23 protein-coding genes, 1 tRNA gene and 1 pseudogene are annotated in these 23,555 nt (G+C 69.3%); 10 read left to right on the forward strand and 15 right to left on the reverse strand.

All coding sequences use genetic code 11. From position 1 onward, the window contains the following. The first annotated feature begins 3 nt into the window (after positions 1-3). The 3 genes from FGL15_RS04750 (at position 4) to FGL15_RS04760 (ending at position 3,296) form a co-directional block, all read left to right on the forward strand. Positions 4-684: an ABC transporter ATP-binding protein gene (locus tag FGL15_RS04750; RefSeq protein WP_138945153.1), complete on the forward strand. Its 681-nt coding sequence runs from the start codon at positions 4-6 to the stop codon at positions 682-684. Between the two features lie 342 nt (positions 685-1,026). Next, positions 1,027-2,784: an MDR family MFS transporter gene (locus FGL15_RS04755; RefSeq protein WP_138947201.1), complete on the forward strand. Its 1,758-nt coding sequence runs from the start codon at positions 1,027-1,029 to the stop codon at positions 2,782-2,784. 17 nt (positions 2,785-2,801) lie between these two features. Next, positions 2,802-3,296, forward strand: a complete 495-nt coding sequence (locus FGL15_RS04760) for a MarR family winged helix-turn-helix transcriptional regulator (RefSeq protein ID WP_168223315.1) — start codon at positions 2,802-2,804, stop codon at positions 3,294-3,296. Between the two features lie 168 nt (positions 3,297-3,464). On the opposite strand, the gene FGL15_RS04765 is transcribed toward FGL15_RS04760, so the two are convergent. Next, entirely contained in the window at positions 3,465-4,322 is an 858-nt protein-coding gene (locus tag FGL15_RS04765; protein WP_138945155.1) for an NAD(P)-dependent oxidoreductase, read from the reverse strand. 109 nt (positions 4,323-4,431) lie between these two features. Here FGL15_RS04765 and FGL15_RS04770 point away from each other — a divergent pair, with 109 nt between their 5' ends. Continuing rightward, a complete protein-coding gene (locus FGL15_RS04770) occupies positions 4,432-4,692 on the forward strand; it encodes a hypothetical protein (RefSeq protein ID WP_064294542.1) in 261 nt (86 codons plus the stop codon). Positions 4,693-4,798: 106 nt separating this feature from the next. Here the strand turns inward: FGL15_RS04770 and FGL15_RS04775 are convergent, their stop codons facing one another. The 4 genes from FGL15_RS04775 to FGL15_RS04790 are packed head-to-tail and all read right to left on the reverse strand — an operon-like array spanning position 4,799 to position 8,797. After that, positions 4,799-5,833, reverse strand: coding sequence for a sugar phosphate isomerase/epimerase (locus FGL15_RS04775; protein ID WP_064294543.1), 1,035 nt, complete (start codon positions 5,831-5,833; stop codon positions 4,799-4,801). Next, positions 5,830-6,948 (reverse strand): Gfo/Idh/MocA family protein, encoded by a 1,119-nt coding sequence (locus tag FGL15_RS04780; protein WP_138945156.1) that lies wholly within the window; start codon positions 6,946-6,948, stop codon positions 5,830-5,832. Before FGL15_RS04780 ends, FGL15_RS04775 begins: the two co-directional genes overlap by 4 nt. After that, the gene (locus FGL15_RS04785) at positions 6,945-8,054 is read right to left on the reverse strand and encodes a Gfo/Idh/MocA family protein (protein ID WP_138945157.1); all 1,110 of its coding nucleotides are present in this window, start codon (positions 8,052-8,054) and stop codon (positions 6,945-6,947) included. Before FGL15_RS04785 ends, FGL15_RS04780 begins: the two co-directional genes overlap by 4 nt. After that, a complete protein-coding gene (locus FGL15_RS04790) occupies positions 8,051-8,797 on the reverse strand; it encodes a sugar phosphate isomerase/epimerase (protein WP_138945158.1) in 747 nt (248 codons plus the stop codon). The genes FGL15_RS04785 and FGL15_RS04790 overlap by 4 nt, the downstream gene beginning before the upstream one ends. A gap of 154 nt (positions 8,798-8,951) precedes the next feature. On the opposite strand from FGL15_RS04790, the gene FGL15_RS04795 reads away from it, so the two are divergent. Both FGL15_RS04795 and FGL15_RS04800 read left to right on the forward strand, forming a co-directional pair. Continuing rightward, positions 8,952-9,614, forward strand: coding sequence for a YqaJ viral recombinase family protein (locus FGL15_RS04795; protein ID WP_138945159.1), 663 nt, complete (start codon positions 8,952-8,954; stop codon positions 9,612-9,614). A gap of 42 nt (positions 9,615-9,656) precedes the next feature. Continuing rightward, positions 9,657-10,883 carry an ROK family transcriptional regulator gene (locus tag FGL15_RS04800; RefSeq protein WP_138945160.1) on the forward strand — a complete coding sequence of 409 codons (1,227 nt, stop codon included), beginning with the start codon at positions 9,657-9,659 and terminating at the stop codon, positions 10,881-10,883. On the opposite strand, the gene FGL15_RS04805 is transcribed toward FGL15_RS04800, so the two are convergent. Further along, positions 10,850-11,623: a DUF998 domain-containing protein gene (locus tag FGL15_RS04805; RefSeq protein ID WP_168223316.1), complete on the reverse strand. Its 774-nt coding sequence runs from the start codon at positions 11,621-11,623 to the stop codon at positions 10,850-10,852. The two genes, FGL15_RS04800 and FGL15_RS04805, sit on opposite strands and share 34 nt — an antisense overlap. Then, on the reverse strand, positions 11,620-12,249 hold the full coding sequence (locus tag FGL15_RS20215) for a Pr6Pr family membrane protein (RefSeq protein WP_064294549.1): 630 nt from the start codon (positions 12,247-12,249) through the stop codon (positions 11,620-11,622). The genes FGL15_RS04805 and FGL15_RS20215 overlap by 4 nt, the downstream gene beginning before the upstream one ends. A 301-nt stretch (positions 12,250-12,550) precedes the next feature. Here FGL15_RS20215 and FGL15_RS04810 point away from each other — a divergent pair, with 301 nt between their 5' ends. Beyond that, the gene (locus FGL15_RS04810) at positions 12,551-13,507 is read left to right on the forward strand and encodes an NADP-dependent oxidoreductase (RefSeq protein WP_138947202.1); all 957 of its coding nucleotides are present in this window, start codon (positions 12,551-12,553) and stop codon (positions 13,505-13,507) included. A 103-nt stretch (positions 13,508-13,610) separates the two neighbouring features. Here the strand turns inward: FGL15_RS04810 and FGL15_RS04815 are convergent, their stop codons facing one another. The 6 genes and pseudogenes from FGL15_RS04815 to FGL15_RS04840 form a co-directional block, all read right to left on the reverse strand. After that, positions 13,611-14,168 carry a GNAT family N-acetyltransferase gene (locus FGL15_RS04815; RefSeq protein ID WP_138945162.1) on the reverse strand — a complete coding sequence of 186 codons (558 nt, stop codon included), beginning with the start codon at positions 14,166-14,168 and terminating at the stop codon, positions 13,611-13,613. A 79-nt stretch (positions 14,169-14,247) separates the two neighbouring features. Continuing rightward, positions 14,248-14,937 (reverse strand): 50S ribosomal protein L1, encoded by a 690-nt coding sequence (gene rplA, locus FGL15_RS04820; RefSeq protein ID WP_085512798.1) that lies wholly within the window; start codon positions 14,935-14,937, stop codon positions 14,248-14,250. Between the two features lie 114 nt (positions 14,938-15,051). After that, positions 15,052-15,482, reverse strand: a pseudogene (gene rplK / locus FGL15_RS04825) (50S ribosomal protein L11). A 93-nt stretch (positions 15,483-15,575) separates the two neighbouring features. Next, positions 15,576-16,523: a transcription termination/antitermination protein NusG gene (nusG, locus tag FGL15_RS04830; RefSeq protein ID WP_138945163.1), complete on the reverse strand. Its 948-nt coding sequence runs from the start codon at positions 16,521-16,523 to the stop codon at positions 15,576-15,578. A 139-nt stretch (positions 16,524-16,662) separates the two neighbouring features. Then, positions 16,663-16,935 (reverse strand): preprotein translocase subunit SecE, encoded by a 273-nt coding sequence (gene secE / locus FGL15_RS04835; RefSeq protein WP_079706702.1) that lies wholly within the window; start codon positions 16,933-16,935, stop codon positions 16,663-16,665. Positions 16,936-16,976: 41 nt separating this feature from the next. Continuing rightward, positions 16,977-17,049, reverse strand: a tRNA-Trp gene (locus tag FGL15_RS04840). Between the two features lie 251 nt (positions 17,050-17,300). Here FGL15_RS04840 and FGL15_RS04845 point away from each other — a divergent pair. Continuing rightward, entirely contained in the window at positions 17,301-17,861 is a 561-nt protein-coding gene (locus FGL15_RS04845) for a DUF805 domain-containing protein (RefSeq protein ID WP_138945164.1), read from the forward strand. Here the strand turns inward: FGL15_RS04845 and FGL15_RS04850 are convergent. Next, positions 17,836-19,104 (reverse strand): low temperature requirement protein A, encoded by a 1,269-nt coding sequence (locus FGL15_RS04850; RefSeq protein ID WP_168223317.1) that lies wholly within the window; start codon positions 19,102-19,104, stop codon positions 17,836-17,838. The two genes, FGL15_RS04845 and FGL15_RS04850, sit on opposite strands and share 26 nt — an antisense overlap. A gap of 271 nt (positions 19,105-19,375) precedes the next feature. Here FGL15_RS04850 and FGL15_RS04855 point away from each other — a divergent pair, with 271 nt between their 5' ends. Next, on the forward strand, positions 19,376-20,449 hold the full coding sequence (locus tag FGL15_RS04855) for an alkene reductase (protein WP_138945166.1): 1,074 nt from the start codon (positions 19,376-19,378) through the stop codon (positions 20,447-20,449). Positions 20,450-20,509: 60 nt separating this feature from the next. Here the strand turns inward: FGL15_RS04855 and FGL15_RS04860 are convergent, their stop codons facing one another. Then, positions 20,510-22,003 (reverse strand): helix-turn-helix transcriptional regulator, encoded by a 1,494-nt coding sequence (locus FGL15_RS04860; RefSeq protein WP_138945167.1) that lies wholly within the window; start codon positions 22,001-22,003, stop codon positions 20,510-20,512. 151 nt (positions 22,004-22,154) lie between these two features. Between FGL15_RS04860 and aceA the strand changes: the two genes are divergently transcribed. Continuing rightward, positions 22,155-23,501 (forward strand): isocitrate lyase, encoded by a 1,347-nt coding sequence (aceA, locus tag FGL15_RS04865; protein WP_138945168.1) that lies wholly within the window; start codon positions 22,155-22,157, stop codon positions 23,499-23,501. The last annotated feature ends 54 nt before the right edge of the window (positions 23,502-23,555 follow it).

Raw genomic sequence — 23,555 nt, forward strand, 5'->3', positions numbered from 1 at the left:
CCCATGTACACGATCACCGGCCTCACCAAGCAGTACCGCCAGGCGAAGCGCTCCGTCACGGCGCTCGACGGCGTCGACCTCGAGATCCCCGACGGACAGCTCGTCGCCATCCAGGGCCCGACCGGCGGCGGCAAGTCGACACTCCTCCAGATGCTCGGCGCGCTGGACCGACCGACCGCCGGCAGCATCTCACTCGCCGGCGACGACCTCTCGACGCTCAGCGAGACGAAGCTCGGCAGGATCCGCGCCACGGAGATCGGCTTCGTGTTCCAGGGGTTCAACCTCATCCCGACGCTCACGGCACAGGAGAACGTCGAGATGGCCCTGGTCCCGATCGGCACCCCTCGGGCCGAACGCGAGACCAGGGCTCGGGCGGCGCTCGCGTCCGTCGGACTCGCCGAGCGGGGTTCGCACCTCCCGGCTGAGCTGTCGGGCGGGCAGCAGCAGCGGGTCGCGATCGCCCGTGCGCTCGTCAAGGAGCCCGAAGTGCTGCTCGCCGACGAACCGACCGGCAACCTCGACGAGGAGACCCGCGACGAGATCATGGACCTCCTCGAGGGCCTGTGGCGGGACCGCGGACTCACGGTCGTGGTGGTCACGCACGACACCGCGGTCGCCAAGCGCGCCGAGCGTCGTCTGCACATCGCGAACGGAAAGCTCAAGGACGTCACGGCTCGGCGCTGACCCGGCCCCTCGGCAGGCTCGGGGAGCGGCTCCATCCGCTCCCCGAGCCGCCCCTGACCGGTCCGCGAGCCACCCGTCCGCTCCCCGACGCGCCCCTCCCCGGTCCCCGTGCCGCCCCGCCCCGGTCCCTGAGCCGCCCAGCCCAGGTCCCCGTGCCGCCCCGCCCCGGTCCATGAGCCTGTCGAAGGGCCACGGGAATACCCCGCCGTCGTGATTGGTTGACACTGATCAACTACTTCTCATATAGTTGACGCATATCAACTAGCTGACGTCATCACGATCGCGGAGCCCATGTCACACACCACCTCAACACCCGCCACGCCCGCTCGCGCGGACAACGGCATGACGCATCGCCAGGTGCTCGAGGCCCTCTCGGGCCTCCTCCTCGGCATGTTCGTGTCGATCCTCGCCGGAACCGTCGTCTCGACCTCCCTCCCCCGGATCATCTCCGACCTGAACGGCGACCAGACGGCGTTCACCTGGGTCGTCACGGCCACCCTGCTCGCCACCACCGTCTCGACGCCCATCTGGGGCAAGTTCGCCGACCTCTTCAACCGCAAGCTGCTCATCCAGCTGGCCCTCGGCGTCTTCGTCCTCGGCTCGGCGCTCGCGGGCTTCTCCCAGGACACCGGCACGCTCATCGGCTTCCGCGTCCTGCAGGGCCTCGGCGCCGGTGGTCTCACGGCGCTCAGCCAGATCATCATGGCCGACATCATCAGCCCGCGTGAGCGTGGCCGGTACATGGGCCTCTTCGGCGCGGTCATGGCGGTCGGCACGGTCGGCGGCCCTCTCTTCGGCGGCCTCCTCACCGACTCGCTCGGCTGGCGCTGGAACTTCTTCGTCGGCGTCCCCTTCGCGATCGCCGCGATCTTCCTCCTGCAGCGCACGCTCCACCTCCCGAAGCGGAACGTCGGCAAGGTCAAGATCGACTACCTCGGCGCCGCCCTCATCGCCGGCGGCGTCTCGCTGCTGCTCATCTGGGTCACCCTGGCCGGGACGCAGTTCGAGTGGGCGAGCTTCACGACGCTCGTCATGGTGGGCATCTCCGTCCTCCTGCTCGCAGCGGCGGTCATCGTCGAGATCAAGGTCGACGAGCCGATCATCCCGATGTCGCTGTTCAAGAACCGCACCTTCACCCTCGCGGTGATCGCGAGCATCTCGGTGGGTGTGGCCATGTTCGGCACCTCGGTGTTCCTCAGCCAGTACATGCAGCTGGCGCGTGGGGCGACGCCGACCGAGTCGGGCCTGCTGACGCTCCCGATGATCGGCGGCCTCCTCATCGCCTCGATCGTGGTCGGGCAGTTCATCTCCCGCTTCGGCCACTGGAAGCCGTACCTCATCGTCGGTTCGATCCTCCTCACCGTCGGCCTGTTCCTCATGAGCACGATCCACTACGACTCGAACTACCTGCTCGTCTCCGTGTACATGTTCGTCCTCGGCGCCGGCGTCGGCATGGTCATGCAGAACCTCGTGCTCGTGGTCCAGAACGACGTCCTGCCGCAGCAACTGGGTACGGCGAGCGCGGGTGTCGCGTTCTTCCGCAGCCTCGGCGGCACGATCGGCGTCTCGGTCATGGGCTCGGTGCTCGCGACGAAGGTCACCGACATGCTCTCCGACCGGCAGGACGACCTGCAGGCGGCCATCGTAGCGCTCGGTGCCCCCGGCGCCAAGATCGCCGAGACGCTCTCGAGCGGCACGATCCCGAAGGTGAGCACGCTGCCGGAGTCGGTGCGGACCATCATCGAGTCCGTCTACGGTGACGCGGTGGCCGACATCTTCCTCGTCGCCGCGCCGCTCGCGATCCTGACGATCATCGCCGTGATCTTCCTGCCGAACAAGAAGCTCGGGTCGAAGAACGCCGTGCAGCGCATGGCCGAGCAGGGCACCGGGGAGCCCGCCCTGGTCGGCGCGGCCACCGGTTCCGTCTCGACCGCCACCGGGTCCACGTCGACCCAGTCGTTCGCGACCGGTGCCCTCGACGTGGCCGAGGCCATGATCGGTGGCGAGGCGGACACCCGACTCGAGCGAGGACGGGACGAGACCGCCGACGCCGACAGCGGCTCGGAGGCCGAGGCGCACAGCCCCCGCCACGGCCGCTAGTCCGTACAATGCGAACGATGTCCATCGATCACGACGCCCAGGCCGGGCCGGCCGCTGCCGACGACGACGCAGCGGCCGGCACCGCGCACGACCTCGCGATCGGTGCCGTGGAGGAGCAGTTCGCGCTCCTCATCAACCGCATCCGCAACGGCATCCGCGACCGGGCCGAGCGGATCTCCCCCGGGCTCCAGCCGGCCGGCTACAAGCTGCTCAGCATGGTCTCGCGCTCCGGAGCCGTCCGGGCAGGGGCTCTCGCCGAGATGCTCGCGACGGACAAGAGCGCGGTGAGTCGCCTCATCCACCAGCTGGAGGAGCTCGGCCTCGTGACCAGGACCCCCGATCCCGAGGACGGACGGGCGAGCCTCGTCGTCGCGACGCCCGAGGGCCAGCGTCGGATGGACTCGACGAAGGCCAGCGACCAGGCGATGCTCTATCAGCAGCTCTCGTCCTGGGACGAGGCCGAGGTGAGGCGCCTCGCCGAACTCCTCGCGAAGCTCAACGACACCCTCTGACCCGAGTCGCTCCGTCCCGTGAGCTCCTCACTCCCCTGACACCCCAACCACACCGATCCATTCTGTTCTCCCTAACTCAGGACGCCGTCGGCGTGTCGACGCGGCCCATCGGAGGAGCCGGGCGACACACCGGGCGCTTCCTGAGTTAGGGAAAGAACCACACGTGGGTCAGGCCGGGGCGACCGTGTCTCGCCAGCTGTGCTTCGGGTTGTACCCGAGGACCTCGCGGGCGTGGTCGATCGAGAGCAGCGTCCCGTTGCCGGCGATGTCGCCGTTGACGGGCACGTCCGGGAAGACCTCCGCGACGAGCTCGACGTTGTCGCGCGACATGACCGTGTCGGCGGCCGCGATGATGAACCGGTCGAACCCGGTGGCCTGGTGCTCGAGCGCGAGCCGCACCGCCTGGGCACCGTCACGGCCGTCGATGTAGCCCCAGAGGTTCCACTTGCGGAGGGTGGCGTCGGCGTCGAACGACGGGAACGCCGCGTAGTCGGCCTCGTCCATCACGTTGGAGAAGCGGAGGGCGATGATCTTGAGCTCGGGGTGCCACCGCGTGAGCTCGATCGCGAGCTGTTCCTCGAGGTGCTTCGAGAGCGAGTACGTCGACTCGGGTCGGGCGGCGTAGGCCTCGTCGACGGGTATGTAGGGCGGCGGGGTGTCGAACGGCAGCCCGAGGACGGTCTCGCTCGACGCCGTGACGATGTTCGTGATGCCGGCCTTGATGGCGGCGTTGAACACGTTGTACGTGCTGAGGATGTTGTTCTGGAAGGTCGCGGTGTTCGTCGAGAGCCCCGGCGCGGGGATGGCGCTCAGGTGGACGACCGCGTCGAACCCGTCGGGCGCCTGCTCGTCGACACCGGTGAGGGCGTCGAACACCTGGCCTGCGTCACGCAGGTCGATGCGGACGAAGCCGTCGCCGCGCTCTCCCGCCTGGTCGAGGTTGATCACCAGGTGACCGTGCTCCCGAAGGTGGCCGACCACTGTTCGCCCGAGCTTGCCCGAGCCTCCCGTCACTGCGATTCTCATGACGCCCATCCTGGTCCATCAACCCGTGATCGCGTGGACGATTGACAACTCCCCCAGGATCTGGCGACCGAAGCGGAATGGTCGACCGCCGGCTCGCGTTGGACGAGACGTGAAGCTCACCCTGTACACCTCCGCGTTCTGCGCCCCCTGCATGCAGGCTCGCGCCGTCCTGGCCGAGGTCCCGGCGCTCGTGGCCGGCGCCGTCGTCGAGGAGCGCGACGTCGCCTTCCGGTCGGCGGAGGCGGAGGCCGACGGCATCCGTTCCACCCCGACCGTGATCATCACGGCCGACGACGGCACCGAGGTGTTCCGTGCGACGGGTGCGCCCACGCTCAACCAGGTGCTCGTCGCGGCGGCGAAGGCGTTGTAGCCCTTCGACAGGCTCAGGGACCGAAGAGGCGGCTCAGGGACCGGAGGAGCAGCTCAGGGACCGGAGGAACAGCTGAGGGACCGAAGAAGCGGCTCAGGGACCGGGGCTACTGGGTGCTGAACGCCGCGTCGAAGGACTGCTCGGGCAGCTTCCAGAGCAGGTTCCGGATGTACCCGACGGCCTCCTCGGCACCGTGCAGACGGTCCATGCCGGCGTCCTCCCACTCGATGGAGATCGGCCCGGCGTAGCCGATGCTCGACAGGGCACGGAAGGCGTCCTCCCACGGCACGTCGCCGTGACCGGTCGACACGAAGTCCCAGCCGCGCCGCGGGTCGCCCCAGGGCAGGTGCGAGCCGACGATGCCGGCGTGACCGGTGGCCGGCCGGATCCGGGTGTCCTTGCAGTCGACGTGGTAGATCCGGTTCGCGAACTCGACGATGAACCCGACCGGGTCGACGCCCTGCCACATCATGTGCGACGGGTCCCAGTTGAAACCGAACGCCGGGCGGTGGTCGATCGCCTCGAGGGTGCGGACACTCGTCCAGTAGTCGTAGGCGATCTCGGACGGGTGCACCTCGTGGGCGAAGCGGACCCCTTCGGCGTCGAAGACGTCGAGGATCGGGTTCCAGCGGGTCGCGAAGTCCTCGTACCCGGCGTCGATGACGGAGGCCGGCACCGGCGGGAACATCGCGGAGTACTGCCAGATCTTCGACCCGGTGAAGCCGACGACCGTGTCGACGCCGAGCTTGCGCGCGACCCGCGCGGACCGCTTCATGTCCTCGGCCGCGCGCTGACGCACCCCCTCCGCGTCGCCGTCGCCCCACGTGTAGTCGCGCACGATCGCCTGGTGGCGGAAGTCGATCGGGTCGTCGCACACGGCCTGGCCGGTGAGGTGGTTCGAGATCGCGAAGACCTCGAGGCCGTGCCGGTCGAGGATGTCGAGGCGGGACTGCAGGTAGGCGTCGTCCTCATCCGCGCGCTTCAGGTCGAGGTGGTCGCCCGAGGCCGCGATCTCGAGACCGTCGTAGCCCCAGGAGGCAGCGAGGCGGGCGACCTCTTCGAAGGGGAGATCCGCCCACTGTCCGGTGAACAGGGTCACCGGGAGGCGGCTGGCGTACTGCTTGTCGGTGGTGTCGGTCATGCGCTGATCCTCTGCTCGTCATCGGTGGAGGTGGCGACCGGAGTCCAATCGCCGGAGTCGGCGGCGTCCAGGACCGCCTCGGTGATGCGGGCGGCTCGCAGGCCGTCCGCGAAGACGGGCAGCCCGTCTGGGACTTGCCCGGCCATCGCCGCGTAGCTGTCGGCCACGAACGCGTTGAAGGCGTCCTGGTAGCCCATCGGGTGCCCCGAGGGGACGATGGACAGCCGAGCGGCGTCCGGGTGCAGCTGGTCGGCGTCGCGCGGCAACATCTGCGTTCCCGAACGACGCCCGAGCCAGAGCGTCTCGGGCGCTTCCTGATCGAAGCCGATGCTGAGCTCGGTCCCGGCGACCTCGAGGTGCAGCCGGTTCTTCCGACCGGGCGCGACCTGCGAGACGAGCAGCGTGCCGATGGCGCCGCCCTCGAGCCGGATGACGACCGCGGCCGCGTCCTCGGTCGTGACCTCCGGGGTGTTCGCGCGTTCGGCGAAGAAGGTGCGGACCGTCGAACTCAGCTCGGTGATGCGCGCGCCCGTGATGAACTCCAGGAGGTCGACGAGGTGCGAACCGATGTCGGCGAAGGCGCGCGAACGGCCCCCGGCCGCCGAGTCGACCCGCCAGTTGTCGTCGGCCTGCGCGAGCAACCAGTCCTGGAGGTACGAGCCGCTGATCGTGAGCAGGGTCCCGAGGTCGCCGGCGGCGACACGCGCGCGGGCCTCCCGGACGAGCGGGTGGAAGCGGTACACGAACGGCACCGTGCCGACGACACCGGCCTCGGCCGCGGCGGCGACGAGACGCTCGGCGGTCGCGGCGTCGGTCGCGAGGGGTTTCTCACAGACGACGTGCTTGCCGACCGCGATGGCCGCGAGTGCCTGCTCGGCGTGGAGCGCGTTCGGCGTGCAGACGTGCACCACGTCGACCGAGGGGTCGGCCAGCAACTCGTCGAGCGAGCCGTACCCGCGCTCGAACCCGAGGTTCGCGGCGACCTCCCGCGAGCGTTCAGGCGTCGAGGCGACGACACCGACCAGCCGGGCACCCGCCGCGCGGGCCGCCCGGCTGTGGACGGTGGCCATGAAGCCACCGCCCACCACCGCGATACCGGGACCGGCCACGGTCATGCTCCGAAGGTGCCGTCCGCCGGCGTCCACGACTCTGGCAGTGCGGGAGCGAGTTCCACGGTGCTGACGACGTCGACCGAGGTGCGGCTCAGGCCCGACTCGGCCGTCGAGACCATGACGTCGAGCACGTGGTACGCGAGCTCACCGGAGGCGCGCTCGGGACGACCGGCGCGGATCGCCTGGGCGAGCTCGACCACCCCGGTTCCGCGACCCTGCGTCGGACCGGTCGACGGGATCGACTCGGGCTCCTCGCCACCGCCGTAGACGAGCAGGTCGCCCTCGAAGGTGTTCGGGTCGGGGACGACGAGCGTGCCGGTCGAGCCGGCGACCTCGAACTGCGTGCGGCCGAGCTTGGAGTCGAAGCTGAAGACGCTCTGCGCGAGCTGGCCGCTCTCGAACTCGAAGAGGGCGCTCACGTGCGTCGGCACCGTCACGTCGAACGACTGACCGGCGCGCGGGCCGGATCCGATCGTCCGCTGCGGGAAGGCCTGCGAGGCCAGCGCGGTGACGCGGGCGATCGGACCGAACAGCTGCACGAGCGCCGTGATGTAGTACGGGCCGATGTCGAAGAGCGGACCGGCGCCGTCCTGGAACAGGAAGTCGGGGTTCGGGTGCCACGACTCCGGGCCGGGGCTCTGCATGAGGGTCAGCGCGGTGAGGGGCTGGCCGATGCCCCCGGCCTCGACGAGTCGGCGGGCGGACTGGATGCCGGCGCCGAGGAAGGTGTCCGGAGCCGTGGCGACGCGGAGCCCCTTCTCCGTCGCGGCGGCCAGCAGAGCCTGCCCGCTCTCACGGTCGAGCGCGAAGGGCTTCTCGCTCCACACGTGCTTGCCGGCGTCGAGGATCTGCATGGCGACCTCGACGTGGACCTTCGGGATGGTCAGGTTGACGACGATCTCGATCTCGGGGTCGGCCAGGAGTTCGGCGACCGAGCCGTGGCCGGGCACCCCGTACTTCTCGGCCTGTGTCTTCGCCCGCTCGAGGTCGAGGTCCGCGACGAACCGGACGTCGAGGTCGGGGAAGGTGACCAGGTTGCTGAGGTACTGGTCGCTGATGACGCCGGCGCCGATGAGGCCGACACCGACCGTTCCGGTGCTGTTGCTCATGCCTGGACTCCGTTCGTGGTGAGGTACGTGAAGCTCTGCTCGAGCCCCTGGAAGATGTCGCCGTCGAACGCGTCGAACTCGACGACGCGCAGGGCCTGCGGTGCCGCAGCGAGGATGTCGAGCACCGGGACGACCCCGGCACCCGCGGGCAGCTGCTTCAGCGTGTCGCGGGAGGCGTCGCCGTCCTTGACGTGGATGAAGCGCACGCGATCGCCGAGCGCGCCGAGGACGTCGACCGCGCGGCGTCCGCCGACCTCGACCCAGTAGGTGTCGACCTCGAAGACGACGGCCGGGTCGGTGAGTGCGGCGAGGTGCTCGAGCGGGCTGGTGCCCGCGACGTCGCCCTCGAGCTCCCACCAGTGGTTGTGGTAGCCCACCTGGACCCCGTGACCGGCGGCGACCGCTGCCGCGGCGTTCAGCTCGTCGGCGATCGACGCGACCGTCTCGGCCGTGGCGAAGCGCTCTTCGGCGATGGCGGGATCGATGAGGACCTGCACGCCCTGCTCCGCCGCCGCGGCGAAGGCCGCCGACAGGTCGATGTCGTCGGCGATGACCTTGCCGTGTGCGCTCGGCGTGGCGAGGCCGGCATCGTGGATGTCCTGCAGGCTGACGCCGGGACCGAAGCCGAACGGCTCGGCCTGGCGGAACCCGATCTCGGTCAGGCGCTGCAGCGCTGCGGCACGATCCGCGGTGAGCGGCTCCCGTACCGAGTAGAGCTGGACAGAGAGTTGGGAAGTCGACACGATGCTCCTCAATGATGATGGTGTCCGGCAGCCGCTGCTGCGAGATCCAGGCTAACCACACTTCTGTCGGTGGTCAAACAAAAGTCTTCCACCTGTCGCCGCTCCCCCGGCGACGAATACCGCAGGAGTCTGAAGCGTGGGGGACAATGGAGAGGTGAACTCAGCTCTGCTCTCCCGGATCGTCGCTGACTCCAGCGACCGCATCTCGTGGTTGCGGGCTCGTTCGCGCGGGATCACCGCCACCGACGTCGCCACCCTGTCGACCCCGGCCTCGATCCAGCGGGCGGCCGACGCGAAGCTCGGCGGGACGGGCTTCTCGGGCAACGCCTTCACCGACCACGGACGCGCCCGCGAGCCGGAGATCGCCCGGTGGGTTGCCGCGACGCACGGGATCAACCCCTCGTCGGCGCTCTTCCGGGCCGAGGTCGAACACCGCCACCTCGCCACCCCCGACGGCATCGCCGTGACCGAGCGCGGGGCCGTCGTACTCGCGGAGATCAAGACCACGACGAAGTCCTGGCGCTCGATCCCTCGCAACTACCTGCGTCAGGTGTGGTGGCAGCAGTACGTGATCGGCGCGGAGCGGACGCTCGTGGTCTGGGAGGAGCACAAGGACTTCGTCCCCATCGACGACGAACCGCTCTGTCGGTGGGTCGAGCGCGACGACGCCGAGATCGCGAAGCTGGTCGGCCTCGCGAACGCACTCATCGACGAGCTGTACCACCGCACCAATCCGGCCGCCCGGCGCCCGGTCCTCCCGGAGCCCGCACCCGTCACTCGGCAGCTCCGGGAACCGTTGCTGAGCCTCGACTTCTGACGACAAGTCGACAGAAGTCGGCCGAGGTGGTTGACTGTCGCCATGACCGAGCCGCTACGCCCCTCCCCCGGAGCACCGGGCGCCGGCGACCTCTTCCAGCTCTTCCGCGGCGGTGAGGCGCGCACGAAGTCGGAGTTGTGCGCACTGACCGGCCTGGCCCGCTCCACCGTCTCCCTCCGCATCGACGCCCTCGTGGCGGCGGACCTGCTCCGTCCCGCCGGAGAGGCCGCGTCCTCGGGCGGTCGCCCGCCCGCACGGATCGCGTTCAACCCGCTCGCGCGCGTCGTCGTCGCCGTCGACCTCGGGGCGACACACGGGACGGTGGCCGTCACCGACCTGGCCGGAGCGATCCTCGCGACGAGCCGAGCGGAGCTGCAGATCGCCGCAGGACCCGAGCCCGTCCTCGACTGGGTGGTCGAAGCGGCGTCGGCCCTGCTGGCCGCTCCGCAGACCTGGGCCACACCCCAGCCGGTCGCTCCCCCGGTCATCGGGATCGGGATCGGCCTCCCGGGGCCGGTCGAGCACTCCACCGGACGGCCGACCAACCCGCCGATCATGCCGGGCTGGGACCGCTTCGACGTCCCCGCCTACATCCGACGGACCATCGACGTCCCGGTCCTCGTCGACAACGACGTCAACGTCCTCGCGCTCGGCGAGCACGCGATCTCCTGGCCGGACACCGACGACCTCGTCTACGTGAAGGTGTCCACGGGTATCGGTGCCGGCATCATCGCGGGTGGCGAGCTGCAGCGCGGGGCACTCGGTGCGGCCGGCGACATCGGGCACGTGCAGGTCCCCGTCGGCCGGGACTCCCCGCGCGCAGCGGACGACGAGCGCGACCTCGAGGCCATCGCGAGCGGGCCGGCGATCGCCACCGAGCTCCGCGCCCGCGGGATCGACGCCGTCAGCAGTCGCGACGTCGCAGCACTCATCCGCGGGGGCGACCGGACGGCCATCGAGACCACGCGGCAGGCCGGCCGAGAGATCGGTGAAGTGCTCAGTGTCGTGGTGAACCTCCTGAACCCGACGGTGATCGTGCTCGGCGGGACGATGACCCGGGCGGGTGAACATCTCCTCACCGGCGTCCGCGAAGTGGTCTACCGTCGATCGATGCCGCTCGCCACGGGCCACCTCGGCATCGTCACCTCGACGGCCGGCGAGGAGGCCGGGGTGTTGGGGGCGGCGATCATGGTGCTGCGCGACGCCCTGTCCGCACCGGCGATCGATGCGATGACTCAGCTTCGGGCGCTCGACGCCGCGTCGACCTGACGCGCGTCCTCCACTGCGGAACCAGGGGCTCCGACGTCGTCCGCTTTCCCGACGGCGAGCACCTCCGCCAGGCCGTACCCGACGAGCCAGAACAGGGCGATGGTCATCGCCGCGAACTCCAGCCAACTGCCGACCTGCTGCCCGACCTCGGCGAGTGAGAGGAGGCCGCCGAGCCCCGCGACCACCGCGACGGCGGACCCGGCGAACCAGGACAATCGTCGGACGGCGCGCAGCCGTGATCCGAGGGCCGACCCGATCATCGCCAGGCAGGCGAGCGCGAAGCCCAGCACCGCGAAGGAGATGTGCACCGCGTCCTGGAGCGTGAACAGCGGATTCGACGGGATCGGGCACTCGTAGGTGCACGTCACCCGGGACGCCACGAGGAAGCACAGGCTCGACAGGCCCACGAGCAGCCACGGGACGAGCAGCAGTCCAACCCTCGTGCGGCGCTGACGGGGCTCGCGGGACGGGACGACTCGCTGCAGCGCTACGGCGATGCTGAGACCACCGACCGCGACCATGAGCAGCGCGGCGTTGAAGACCGGAGCCGTCACCTCACCGGTGGCGCCGAGGCCGCTCACGTAGCTGTTCTTGCCGAGACTGAGCCGCGCGGCCCAGATCATGACCGTGGCGACCACGACGAGCACGCCACCGATGATCGCGAGCCCGAGGGCGACGGATCGGCGCCGACGGACGGCCGAGGGGCGAGGGACCCGCTGGTCTGGTGTGGCACCCGTCATCCGCGGATGAGCCTCGTCCGGCTCAACGCGATGACGGCGCAGCCCATCAGGCCGATGAACCCGGCGATGGCGATCATGTAGACGACGACGGCTCCCCAGCCGCCGGGCTGGGCCGGGTTGAGGAACGGGTACGGGTACCAGCCGACGATCGATCCGCGGATCATCGTGTAGACGGTCCAGACGAGCGGGAACGCGATGATCGCCCACACCTGACGCCATTCCAGGCGGGACTTGCCGGGCGTCACGATCCAGACGAGCACCAGGTAGATCGGTGCGATGAGGTGCAGCACCTCGTTCGACCAACCGAGGGTGTGCCCCTGGTCGAGGGCGATCCCGCGGAGCAGCAGGTTGTAGACGACGCCGGTGGTCGCCATGTAGGTCACGACGCAGCCGAGGACGAGGTTGTACCAGGCCGGATCGCGTCGCAGCCGGAAGCAGTATCCGGCGCCGACCAACAGGACGATCGCACTCAGCGCGTTCGACAGGATCGTGAAGTAGCTGAAGAAGTTGACGAAGAAGTCGTCGGGCGCATCACCGAAGGACAGGGTGTAGACGAACTGGCCGACGATGGCGGCGATGATCACCCCGCCCGCGATGATCCTGATGACTCCGAACAGTGCGCGCATTGCGCCACTGTATCGGAAGCTCGCGCCCGAGGATCGGGCGACAGCCGGGCCGCCGTGTCCCCCGAAGAGAGGGAATCGTTTCCAGCCAATTGACACCCCCGTAACAGCGCCGACTCATTCGACGGCTTTGATGAGAACAGAGCCGGACCACGCACCGGAGCGAGACTCGTCGCCGAGCCGACCTCCGCCGGGTGGAGCTTTCGGGGGATGAACGACGAAGGAGTACTCGATGCGTCAAGGAGTCGGACACTCCTGGTCTCTGGCGACAACCGCGGACGCGGTGAAGCCGGCACCGGAGACCATGCGAGCCGCGGTGATCGACGCCGTCGGCAGCCCCGAGGTCCTCCGGATGGAGACCGTACCGACACCGCGTCCGGTCATGGCGGAGTTCCTCGTGAAGGTCGTCGCGGCCGGCGTGAACCCGGTCGACGCCAAGACCCGCGCGGGCCGGGGCGTCTCCTCCGCCATCACGGCGATGCCGGCCGTCCTCGGGTACGACTTCAGCGGCATCGTGGTCGAGTCGCCCTTCGCTGCCGCTGGCCTCCTGCCCGGCGACGAGGTCTACGGCATGACGAGCTTCCCGCGGACGGGCGGCAGCTACGCCGAGTACGTCACGGTGTCCTCCCTGAGCCTGACACGGAAGCCGACGACACTGTCGCACGTCGAGGCAGCCGGGGTCCCCCTCGCCGCGCTCACCGCGTGGGGCATGGTCGTCGACGTCGCGAAGGCGCACGAGGGGCAGCGCATCCTCATCCACGCCGGGAGCGGCGGTGTCGGGCATTTCGCCGTGCAGTTCGCCACCTACTTCGGCGCGCGGGTGATCGCCACCGGCTCCGGTCGGAACGTCGGTTGGCTGCGCGAACTCGGCGCCCATCAGGCGGTCGACCACGAGTTGCACCGGTTCGAGGACGTCGTCGACCAGGTCGACGTCGTGATCGACCTCGTGGGCAACACCGTGGAGGACACGGGGTCGCGTTCCCTGCGGGTCCTGCGCCCTGGCGGGCTCATCATCAATGCGCCGACCGGTTCCTGGCCGACGCTCGAGGAGGAGGCCCGCGCCGCGGGCGTCCGTGCGACGCGGTTCACCGTGGCCCCCGACGGCGCAACGCTCGACACCATCAGCAGGCTGCTGGAGTCCGGGGACGTCCGGGTGTTCGTCGACCAGGTGTTCGACCTCGACGCCGTCCGGCAGGCCCACGTGCTCCTCGAGGGTGGGCACTCCCGCGGCAAGATCGTCCTCAAGGTCGCCGACGGCTGAGTCCACCTGCCCGTCGACAAGATCAGGGACCGGAGGACCGCCCTTCGACAGGCTCAGGGGCCGGAGGACCGCCCTTCGACAGGCTCAGGGACCAAAGGACCGGTCACTGAGCCTGTCGAAGTGCGTCCCCGAAGACCTGCTCCATGACGAAGTCGTCGTGCCGTTCGGGTCCGACAAGGAACGTCTTCGTCCCCACGACCGCGAACCCGCTCTTGCCGTAGAACCGGATCGCCCTGGCGTTCTGCTGGTTCACCCCGAGCCACACCGACGTGACACCTCGGGACCGGGCGTCGTCGAGGGTCGCCTCCATGAGCGTGCGCGCTCCGCCGGCACCGTGGCTCGCGGGGAGCACGTACAGCTTGCTGAGTTCCGCCGTGGGGCGGCGCGTGACTGCGGCGAGCACGTCGGCGTCGATCGGATCACCGAAGACGAGCATCGTGTAGCCGATGGCCGTGCCGTCATCGTCGTCGATCAGGAGCCGGAGCGCGCGTCCGGGATCGGCCAGGTGGTCGGTGAACCGATCGAGGGTGAGATGCTCGGCGATGAACGCATCGATGTGCTCCTGCGCGGTGCCGGGTGGGCAGGCGAGGGCGAAGGTCGCTGCGGCGAGCGTGGCGAGGGTTGCGGCGTCGTCGGCCGTGGCGGTGCGGGTGGAGACCATCCCTGCATCGTACGACGCGACCGCGCCGGACGACGAAGGCCCGGTCGCGTGACGCGACCGGGCCTTCGTGCTAGTGAGACTAGATGGAGTTGACGTCCAGCGGGATGCCGGGGCCGAACGTGGTCGACACGGCGCCCTTCTGGATGTAACGGCCCTTCGAGGAGGACGGCTTGAGGCGGAGGATCTCCTCGAGCGCGGTGTTGATGTTCTCCTCGAGCTGCGATGCGTCGAACGAGGCCTTGCCGACGACGAAGTGCACGTTGGAGTGCTTGTCGACGCGGAACTCGATCTTGCCGCCCTTGATGTCGGACACGGCCTTGGCCACGTCCGGCGTCACGGTGCCGGTCTTGGGGTTCGGCATGAGGCCACGGGGACCGAGGACCTTACCGAGACGACCGACCTTGCCCATGAGCTCCGGGGTGGAGACCGCGGAGTCGAACGAGGTGTAGCCCTCGGCGACCTTCGCGATGAGCTCGTCGCCGCCGACCTCGTCAGCACCGGCCGCGATCGCGGCCTCTGCTGCCGGGCCCGTCGCGAAGACGATGACGCGGGCGGTCTTGCCCGTGCCGTGCGGGAGGATGACCGTGCCGCGGACCATCTGGTCCGCCTTGCGCGGGTCGACACCGAGCTTGAGGGCGACCTCGACGGTGCTGTTGAACTTGGCGGAACCGGTCTCCTTGGCGAGGGCGACAGCCTCGTTCGGGGTGTAGAACTTGTCAGCCTCGATCTTCTCGACTGCGGCCCGGTAGGCCTTCGACTTCTGTGCCATGTGCGTTCTCCTATGAGAAATGTGGTCATCGGCGCCTGGCCGGCGCTGCCACGAGTGAAAAAGAAAGGTGCGAGGGTGTGGCCTGGACGGCTCACCCCGTGCGGTTCGGAAGGACTAGCCCTCGACCGTGATGCCCATGGAGCGGGCGGTGCCGGCGATGATCTTCGCGGCTGCGTCGATGTCGTTCGAGTTCAGGTCGGGAGCCTTCTGCTCGGCGATCTGACGAACCTGCTCCTTGGTGAGCTTCGCGACCTTGACGGTGTGCGGGGTACCGGAGCCCTTGGCGACGCCGGCGGCCTTCTTGATGAGCTCCGCTGCGGGCGGGGTCTTCAGGATGAAGGTGAACGAACGGTCCTCGTAGACGGTGATCTCGACGGGGATGACGTTGCCGCGCTGCGACTCGGTGGCCGCGTTGTACGCCTTGCAGAACTCCATGATGTTGACGCCGTGCTGACCAAGGGCGGGGCCGATGGGGGAGCAGGGTTTGCGGCGCCGGCCTGGATCTGCAGCTTGATGAGACCCGTGACCTTCTTCTTCGGTGCCATGTTTCTTCCTTCTTCTGGGGTTCGAACGCCATCGGATGATGTGCGCTCTCCCGCGCGCCCGTCGGGCGGCGGTGGACTGGGGAGCCGTGCGGCTTAGAGCTTGGTGACCTGGTCGAAGCTGAGCTCGACCGGCGTCTCGCGCTCGAAGAGGGAGACGAGCACCGTGAGCTTGCCGCTCTCGGGCTTGATCTCGCTGATGGAGCCGGGGAGGCCCGCGAACGAGCCTTCCTTGATCGTGATGGTCTCGCCGATCTCGAAGTCGACCTCGGCGGGGATGACACGCTGCTGCGTGGCGGTGCCCTTGGTGCCGGAGCCCTTGACGGGCGCGGTCTCCTTGACCTCGACGAGCGACTTCAACATGTTGAAGGACTCTTCGAAGCGGAGCGGCGTGGGGTTGTGCGCGTTGCCGACGAAGCCGGTGACGCCAGGCGTGTGGCGGACGACCGACCAGCTGTCCTCGTTGAGGTCCATGCGGACGAGCACGTAGCCGGGGATGCGGACGCGGGTGACCATCTTGCGCTGGCCGTTCTTGATCTCGACCACGTCTTCCATGGGGACCTCGACCTGGTAGATGTAGTCCGCGACCTCGAGCGTCGACTTGCGCTGCTCGATGTTGGCCTTCACCTTGCGCTCGAAACCGGCGTAGGAGTGGATGACGTACCACTTGCCGGGCAGGAAGCGGAGTTCCTTGCGGAACGCGTCGTAGGGGTCCTCTTCGGTCTCCTCGGCGGGCTCGGCGTCGGTGGGGTCTGCCTCTTCTTCGGCGATGGCCTCTGCCGCGGCTTCGACCTCGTCGAGCTCGAGGGCGTCGTCGACGACGGCGTCGGCCTCGGGGTCGACGGCCTCGGCCATCGCGTCGAGCACGGCGTCGAGGTCGACCTCGGTGTCGCCGGTCTCCTCGACGTGGACGGCGTTGTGCTCAGCGGGGTCGACGGAGTGCTCGTCGGCCGAGAGCACGTTGCCCTCCTGGGCCTCGTCGTCCTCCGAGGACTGCTCGGCAGCGGTTGCCCAGTCGACGTCGTTCGAGTTTCGCTCAGACACTGATTTCCATTCCGTTTCTGTTGTGCGGATCGTGGGTGATCCCCGACCGCGGCGCCAGATCCTGGCGCGTGACGACTGCGTCGCCGTCTGTGATTGTGGAACCCGGGTGCCGGACCGGAGCACCGGAACCTGAGCGGAACTAGCTCGCGGTACCGAACACCAGCGTGACGACCCAGGCGAAGACGAAGTCGATGCCGTAGACGAGCGCCATCATGATGCAGACGAAGACGAGCACCACAGCCGTGTAGCTGAGGAGTTCCTTCCGCGTCGGCGTGACGACCTTCTTGAGTTCCGCGAAGACCTGCTTCAGGAACAGGACGATGCCCGAGAAGAAGCCGCGCCGTTCGGCACGGTCCGCCTTCGCCTTGACGACGACGTCCTCGCCGGGCGTGTCGGTACTCTTCGGGGCCACTCGTTACACCTTTCGTGTGCCGGTGCATACGCACCGACTCGCAGGGCGGACAGGACTTGAACCTGCAACCTGCGGTTTTGGAGACCGCTGCTCTACCAATTGAGCCACCGCCCTTCAGTGCTGACGCACTGGAGGGGTCGAAGCTACCCTGACCTCCTGAGCGTTGCCTCACCACACGGGTGAAAACAGGCGCAGAAAATCATGGCAGATTTCAACTACCTCCATCCAGTGTACGGCACGGTCGCCCGGCTGTAAAACCAGCGACAGGTCGCGCCGGTGAGGGCTCGATCTCCCCCTGCCCTCGGAGCGCTTGCTCGCGTAGGGTTGCTGCTTCGAACGCACGACGACTCGACCCTGGGGGACCGATGAGCAGCGCAGACGAACACCCGACGACCGCGAAGGCGGCGGAGACGGATCGTGAGGACGATCGCCGGATCCCGGCCCGGTTCGCGGACGACAGCCCACTCCCGGGCGCCAGCCCGATCCAAGCGTTCCTCCGCTTCTGGAAGCGGTATCCGATCTTCACCGGTCGGGCCAGCCGAAGCGAGTTCTGGTGGTGGGTGGTCGTCCACGCCGTCATCGTCACCGCACTCCTGGTGATCGGTCGCGGCGTCGACGTCGCGACCGGGGTGACGGCCGGTTTCTGGGAGGGTCAGGTCACCGAAGGCCCCGCCTGGGGCGTCCAGAGCGTCCTGTCGGGGATCTGGGGCCTCGCGACGATCATCCCGGGGCTGTCGCTGAACGCACGCCGCATGCACGACACGGACCACAGCGGCTGGTGGCAGCTCATCAACCTGGTCCCGATCTTCGGGTGGTTCTTCTTCATCTGGCTCGCGGCGCAGCCGAGCGACCGGGGCGGTGCCCGCTACGACACTGGCCCGAACCGCGAGGGCGCCCAGATCAAGCCGGCCGACGCTCCGCAGTGACCCGCCGGTCCGGGAGGAGAGTGTCGGCGATCGCGGCGAGGACGAGCACCACCGTGCAGAGACACCCGAGGACGAGTTCCCCGAGCTGCGGGGCGAGGAACGCGACGACCGCGCAGCCCGCGAGCATCGCGAGGCCGATGACCGGCGCGAGCGGGACGGCGCGATCGACGACGACCCGGAACAGCGACAGCCCGAGCAGGTAGAGGACCGGTCCGCCGAGGATCACGACGCCCCCGGCGAGTTCGACGGCGTGGGCCGGTCGGTCGAGGATCTCCTTGTCCCCGACTGAGACGAGCACGATTCCGGCGACGATCACGACGTGGGCGTAGCTGTACCCGTCGCGCGCGATGCGTCCGAGGCGGCCCGGCCCCCGTCGCCCGGGACGGCCGTCATCACCGTCGGCGCGGTCGCCCTCCTCCTCGGCGGCCTCCACCGCCCGGCGTCCCGCCGCCTCCGTGCGGTGGAAGTACAACCACCACAGCGCGACGGCGGAGACGAAGGCGCTCAGCATCCCGACGACGGCGTCGACCGACGTCTCCAGTTCGACGAAGGCGAACCCGGTGACGAGCAGCGACTCACCGATCGCGATGATGATGAAGAGGGACGCCCGCTCGGAGAGGTGCGCACCGGAGAGCTCCCAGCTCTCGACCTCCGAGGTCCGCACACCCGGCAACCTGAACCCGAGGGCCCCACCGCCGTACTCGACGGCGACGGCGCAGATCCAGAACGCCAGTTGCCAGTCGGCCGGCACCAGCGCGCCGGCGATCCAGAAGACCGCCGCGAACGCGGTCCAGACGAGCACCCGCGCGAAGCTCAGGGCCACCTCGCGGTCGTGCCGCCACGTGGCGACGACCATGAACAGCGTCCGGACGAGCTGGAGGACGACGTAGGCGACCGCGAACGCCAACGCCCGGTCGGTGAACGACGCCGACACCGAGACCGCCGCGACGAACGCCAACAGACCGAAGCCGATGAGCGCGAGTCGCACCGCGAGCCGTTCCGGATCGAGCCAGTTCGTCACCCAGCTCGTGGACACCCAGGACCACCAGAGCGCCAGGATGAGGACGATCGACTCGAGCGCGGCGGTGACGCTCTGGTCGTCGGCGATGAGCTTGCTCAGCTGGGTGAGCGCGAAGACGAAGACGAGGTCGAAGAACAACTCGACGAACGTGACGCGTTCGGCGCGTTCACCGGACTCCGGGCGACGGAGATCGGCGACGAGGCCGAATCTGGGGGCGGGCATCTTCGTATCCTGGCAGGCATTCCACGGAGATCCGGGGAGTGACCGACGAGGGATCCCGGTGCCGACGCCTCCCCCTCGGATTCGTCGACACCGGGTCGTGCTCGTCGCGAGCTGCGGGGACAGAGCCCGACGACCACCAGGCGAGCGTAGCAAGAAGTATTCCAGATGCACAAGGTCCAGAAGCATCATCGGAATATCGGCGGTCGCCTGCGGGTTGCGTCCGGAGGCCGCGTCCTTCGCGTGCCGCACCCCCACGAAAGGCATCACCCGCATGGATCTCTTCGCCCCCGTCCGACTCGGCGACCTCGAACTCGCCAACCGCGTCGTCATGGCCCCGCTCACCCGCATGCGGTCCGGAGCCGACGGCGTCCCCGGCGACCTCGTCGCCGAGCACTACAGCCAGCGCGCAGGACTCGGGCTCATCATCACGGAGGGCACCTACCCGAGCGCCGAGTCGCGCTCCTACCCGGGCCAGCCCGGGATCGTCACGCCCGAGCAGGTCGAGGGATGGCGGGGCGTCGCGAAGGCCGTGCACGGTGCGGGCGGGCTCATCGTCATGCAGCTCATGAACGGCGGCCGGGTCTCGCACACCGACATCACGGGCACCGACCGCATCGTCGCGCCGAGCGCGATCGCCATCGCCGGCGAGGTCCGGACGCCCGCGGGTGCCCAGCCGTACCCCGTCCCGCACGCGCTCACCACCGAGGAGCTCGACACGGTCCGCGAGGAGTTCGTCCAGGCGGCTCGCTACGCGATCGAGGCAGGGCTCGACGGCGTCGAGCTCCACGCCGCGAACGGCTACCTGCTGCACCAGTTCCTCTCCCCCGTCTCCAACGTGCGCGACGACCGCGCCGGAGGCAGCCCGGAGGCCCGCGCGTCGTACGTCGCCGAGGTCGTCAGCGCCGTCGCCGAGGCGGTCGGTGCAGCGCGCGTCGGCATCCGCATCTCCCCCATGAACGGTGCGGGCGACACGGCGGAGACCGACGAGGCCGACGTCCGCGCGACCTACGAGGCCCTGCTCGACGCCCTGGCCCCGCTCGGACTCGCCTACGTCAGCATCCTCCACGAGGACCCGGCCGGCGCGCTCGTCCAGGACCTCCGTGGCCACTTCGGCGGCAAGCTCATCGTCAACAGCGGCTTCGGCACCGTCACGACGCGCGACGAGGCGATCGCCCTCGTCGAGCACGCGCACGCCGACGCCGTCGCCGTCGGGCGTCTCGCCATCGCGAACCCCGACCTCGTCGAGCGCTGGGCGGGCGAGCACGAGGAGAACACGCCGAACCCGGCCACCTTCTACGGCCCGGGCGCCGAGGGCTACACGGACTACCCGCGCCTCGCGAGCTGATCACGCTGAGGTGAGGCACCTCGTCGCTCGACGCACTGCGCAGCGACGAGTCGCCTCACCTCAGTCCGCTCGGGGTGCGTGCGACTCGAGGAACTCGTAGACCTCGACGGAGTCGACCCCCGGGAAGGATCCGGTCGGCAGCGCCGCCAGCAGACTCGTCGGCGTCCGCGCCGCCGGCCAGGCCTTCCCCTCCCACCGTTCGGCGAGCGCCGGCGACGCCCGACGACAGCATCGCTCGTCGGGGCAGTTCGAGGTCGACCGATGCGGCGTCTCGCGTCCGCGGAACCACTTCACGTGCGCGAACGGGACGCCGACGCTGACCGAGTACTCGCCCTCCTTGGCCTTCTCGATCCGCGAGGTGCACCAGAAGGTGCCGGTGTCCATGTCGGTGTACTGATACCAGGGACTGAAGCGGTCCTCGACGTCGAAGACGGTCCTGGCCGTCCAGTTGCGGCAGACAAGCGAACCCTCGACGGCTCCGAGGACGTCGGAGGGGAACGTCACCCCGTCGTTCTCGTACGCCTTGATGATCGTCCCCGACTCGTGCACTTTCATGAAGTGCACCGGGAGCCCGAGGTGCCTCGTCGCGAGGTTCGTGAAGCGGTGCGCGGCGGTCTCGTACGACACCGCGAACGCGTCGCGCAGGTCCTCCATCGAGATGCGCCGGAGCTGCTTCGCCTCACCGAGGACGCGCACTGCGTCGCGCTCGGGCAGCAGGATGGCCGCCGTCAGGTAGTTGGTCTCGACACGCTGCCGCAGAAAGTCCGCGTAGTTTCCCGGCTCCTCGTGGCCGCACAGGTGACTGGCGAACGCCTGGAGGATGGGGGAACGCGAGTCACGGGACATCGAGGGTTCGGTCGGCAGGTAGATCCGACCGTTGCGCCGGTCGGTGACCGAACGCGTCGAGTGCGGCAGGTCGCCCACGTAGTGGAGTGAGAACCCGAGGTGCTGTGCCATCTCCGCGACCGTCTGGTGCGAGACCGGCCCTCCGGTGTAGCCGACGGCGTCGAGCAGCCCCTTCGCGACGGCCTCGAGCTCGGGAAAGTGGTTGTCGGCCGCGCGCATGTCAGCCCGGAGGACCGCGTTGGCCCGGCGCGCCTCCTCGGGTGTCGCCGCGCGCTCCCGATGCAGGCGGGCGACCTCGTCGTGCAGCGCCAGCACGGTGCGCAGCGTCTCGTCCGCCGTCCCTTTCGAGACGCGGATGGGCGCGATTCCGAGGGCGGAGAAGACGGGGCCCCGCTGGGCACGCTCGACGGCGATCTCGAGCGCGGCCCGGTCGCTCGGCGGTTCGTCACGGAGCAGGTCGTCGACGGTGGTGCCGAGGGATGCGGCGATGACGCGGAGCATCGACAGGCTCGGCTCCCGATGCCCGTTCTCGATCGCCGACGCCTGCGACGGTGCGCGGTCGATCGCCTGCGCGAGCTCGTCGAGGGTGAGGCCCGCACGGGACCGGGCATCGCGGATCCGGCGACCGAGGACGAGGGCGTCCGCGTGCGGAGCAGGTCCGTCACCAGGGGTGGCGGAGGCGGGTGGAGCAGCGGCGGTGCTGGTCATGGTGATCATGCTCACACGCGCCGGTTGTTCCGGCAAACAGAAGGTCGGCCGTTCTTCTGTCCACGGATGACGTCCGTCGGGGTTACGGCGAGCGCAGGATCGTTCCCACAGCACGACCCGCCCCACCGACCTCGACACCACAGGAGTCATCGTGAGCAACGAAGCCACCCGACCGACCGACCACCGCACGCCCCTCCGCGCCGGCGACCAGACGCAGACGGCCGAGGAACTGCAGCGCGAGTGGGACACCGACCCGCGCTGGGACGGGGTCCGCCGCGACTACACCGCCGAGGACGTCGTCCGCCTGCGCGGCGGTGTCCGGGAGGAACCGACGCTCGCCCGCCGAGGGGCGGAGCGGCTGTGGAACCTCCTCCACACCGAGGAGTGGGTTCCTGCACTCGGCGCACTGACCGGCAACCAGGCCGTGCAGCAGGTCCGGGCGGGCCTGCAGGCGATCTACCTCTCCGGCTGGCAGGTCGCCGCCGACGCGAACCTCTCCGGGCAGACCTACCCCGATCAGAGCCTCTACCCGGCGAACTCGGTTCCGGCGGTCGTCCGGCGGATCAACAACGCGCTGCTCCGGGCCGAGCAGATCGACTTCGCCGAGCGAGCCGTCGGGGAGACGCCGGGACCCGAGGCGATCGACTGGCTCGCGCCGATCGTCGCCGACGCCGAAGCGGGCTTCGGTGGACCGCTCAACGCCTACGAACTCATGGCCGGCATGATCCAGGCCGGCGCCGCGGGCGTCCACTGGGAGGACCAGCTCGCGGCTGAGAAGAAGTGCGGCCACATGGGCGGCAAGGTGCTGGTGCCGACGAGCCAGCACATCCGGACCCTCAATGCGGCCCGGCTGGCGGCGGACGTCGCCGGCGTCCCGACCATCGTCATCGCCCGCACCGATGCGCTGGCCGCCACGCTCCTCACGAGCGACATCGACGAGCGCGATCTGCCGTTCCTGAACGGGAACCGGACCCCGGAGGGCTTCTACGAGGTGGAGAACGGCATCGGTCCGGTGCTCGCGCGCGGCCTCGCCTACGCGGAGTACGCCGACCTGCTCTGGGTCGAGTCGGCCGAGCCCGACCTCGACCTCGCCCGGCGGTTCGCCGAGGCCGTCCGCGAGCGGTTCCCGGGCAAGCTGCTCGCCTACAACTGTTCGCCGTCGTTCAACTGGAAGTCGCACCTCGACGATGCGCAGATCGCATCCTTCCAGCGCGAACTCGCCGCCATGGGATACGCGTTCCAGTTCATCACCCTCGCCGGCTTCCACGCGTTGAACCACTCGATGTTCGCCCTGGCGAGCGACTACCGGGAGCGGGCGATGAGCGCCTACGTCGACCTCCAGGAAGCCGAGTTCGCCGCAGAAGCCAGCGGCTACACCGCCACCAAGCACCAGCGAGAAGTCGGTACCGGCTACTTCGACCTGGTCGCGACCGCCCTCAACCCCGGCAGCGCCACCCTCGCCCTCGCCGGGTCGACCGAGGAACAACAGTTCCACTGATCCACGCGCAGACGCGTTCCCTGCGCCCACACCCAGTTCCTGCACCCGGCCCCT

It is taken from the genome of Plantibacter sp. M259 (assembly GCF_006065115.1).
GTDB lineage: Bacteria > Actinomycetota > Actinomycetes > Actinomycetales > Microbacteriaceae > Plantibacter > Plantibacter auratus.

Bases quoted from the DNA above. Each gene is read 5' to 3' on its own strand.
- FGL15_RS04750 (WP_138945153.1), top strand. From the start codon at position 4: ATGTACACGATCACCGGCCTCACCAAGCAGTACCGCCAGGCGAAGCGC.
- FGL15_RS04755 (WP_138947201.1), top strand. From the start codon at position 1,027: ATGACGCATCGCCAGGTGCTCGAGGCCCTCTCGGGCCTCCTCCTCGGC.
- FGL15_RS04760 (WP_168223315.1), top strand. From the start codon at position 2,802: ATGTCCATCGATCACGACGCCCAGGCCGGGCCGGCCGCTGCCGACGAC.
- FGL15_RS04765 (WP_138945155.1), bottom strand. From the start codon at position 4,322: ATGAGAATCGCAGTGACGGGAGGCTCGGGCAAGCTCGGGCGAACAGTG.
- FGL15_RS04775 (WP_064294543.1), bottom strand. From the start codon at position 5,833: ATGACCGACACCACCGACAAGCAGTACGCCAGCCGCCTCCCGGTGACC.
- FGL15_RS04780 (WP_138945156.1), bottom strand. From the start codon at position 6,948: ATGACCGTGGCCGGTCCCGGTATCGCGGTGGTGGGCGGTGGCTTCATG.
- FGL15_RS04785 (WP_138945157.1), bottom strand. From the start codon at position 8,054: ATGAGCAACAGCACCGGAACGGTCGGTGTCGGCCTCATCGGCGCCGGC.
- FGL15_RS04800 (WP_138945160.1), top strand. From the start codon at position 9,657: ATGACCGAGCCGCTACGCCCCTCCCCCGGAGCACCGGGCGCCGGCGAC.
- FGL15_RS04805 (WP_168223316.1), bottom strand. From the start codon at position 11,623: ATGACGGGTGCCACACCAGACCAGCGGGTCCCTCGCCCCTCGGCCGTC.
- FGL15_RS20215 (WP_064294549.1), bottom strand. From the start codon at position 12,249: ATGCGCGCACTGTTCGGAGTCATCAGGATCATCGCGGGCGGGGTGATC.
- FGL15_RS04810 (WP_138947202.1), top strand. From the start codon at position 12,551: ATGCGAGCCGCGGTGATCGACGCCGTCGGCAGCCCCGAGGTCCTCCGG.
- FGL15_RS04815 (WP_138945162.1), bottom strand. From the start codon at position 14,168: ATGGTCTCCACCCGCACCGCCACGGCCGACGACGCCGCAACCCTCGCC.
- rplA (WP_085512798.1), bottom strand. From the start codon at position 14,937: ATGGCACAGAAGTCGAAGGCCTACCGGGCCGCAGTCGAGAAGATCGAG.
- FGL15_RS04845 (WP_138945164.1), top strand. From the start codon at position 17,301: ATGAGCAGCGCAGACGAACACCCGACGACCGCGAAGGCGGCGGAGACG.
- FGL15_RS04850 (WP_168223317.1), bottom strand. From the start codon at position 19,104: ATGCCCGCCCCCAGATTCGGCCTCGTCGCCGATCTCCGTCGCCCGGAG.
- FGL15_RS04855 (WP_138945166.1), top strand. From the start codon at position 19,376: ATGGATCTCTTCGCCCCCGTCCGACTCGGCGACCTCGAACTCGCCAAC.
- FGL15_RS04860 (WP_138945167.1), bottom strand. From the start codon at position 22,003: ATGACCAGCACCGCCGCTGCTCCACCCGCCTCCGCCACCCCTGGTGAC.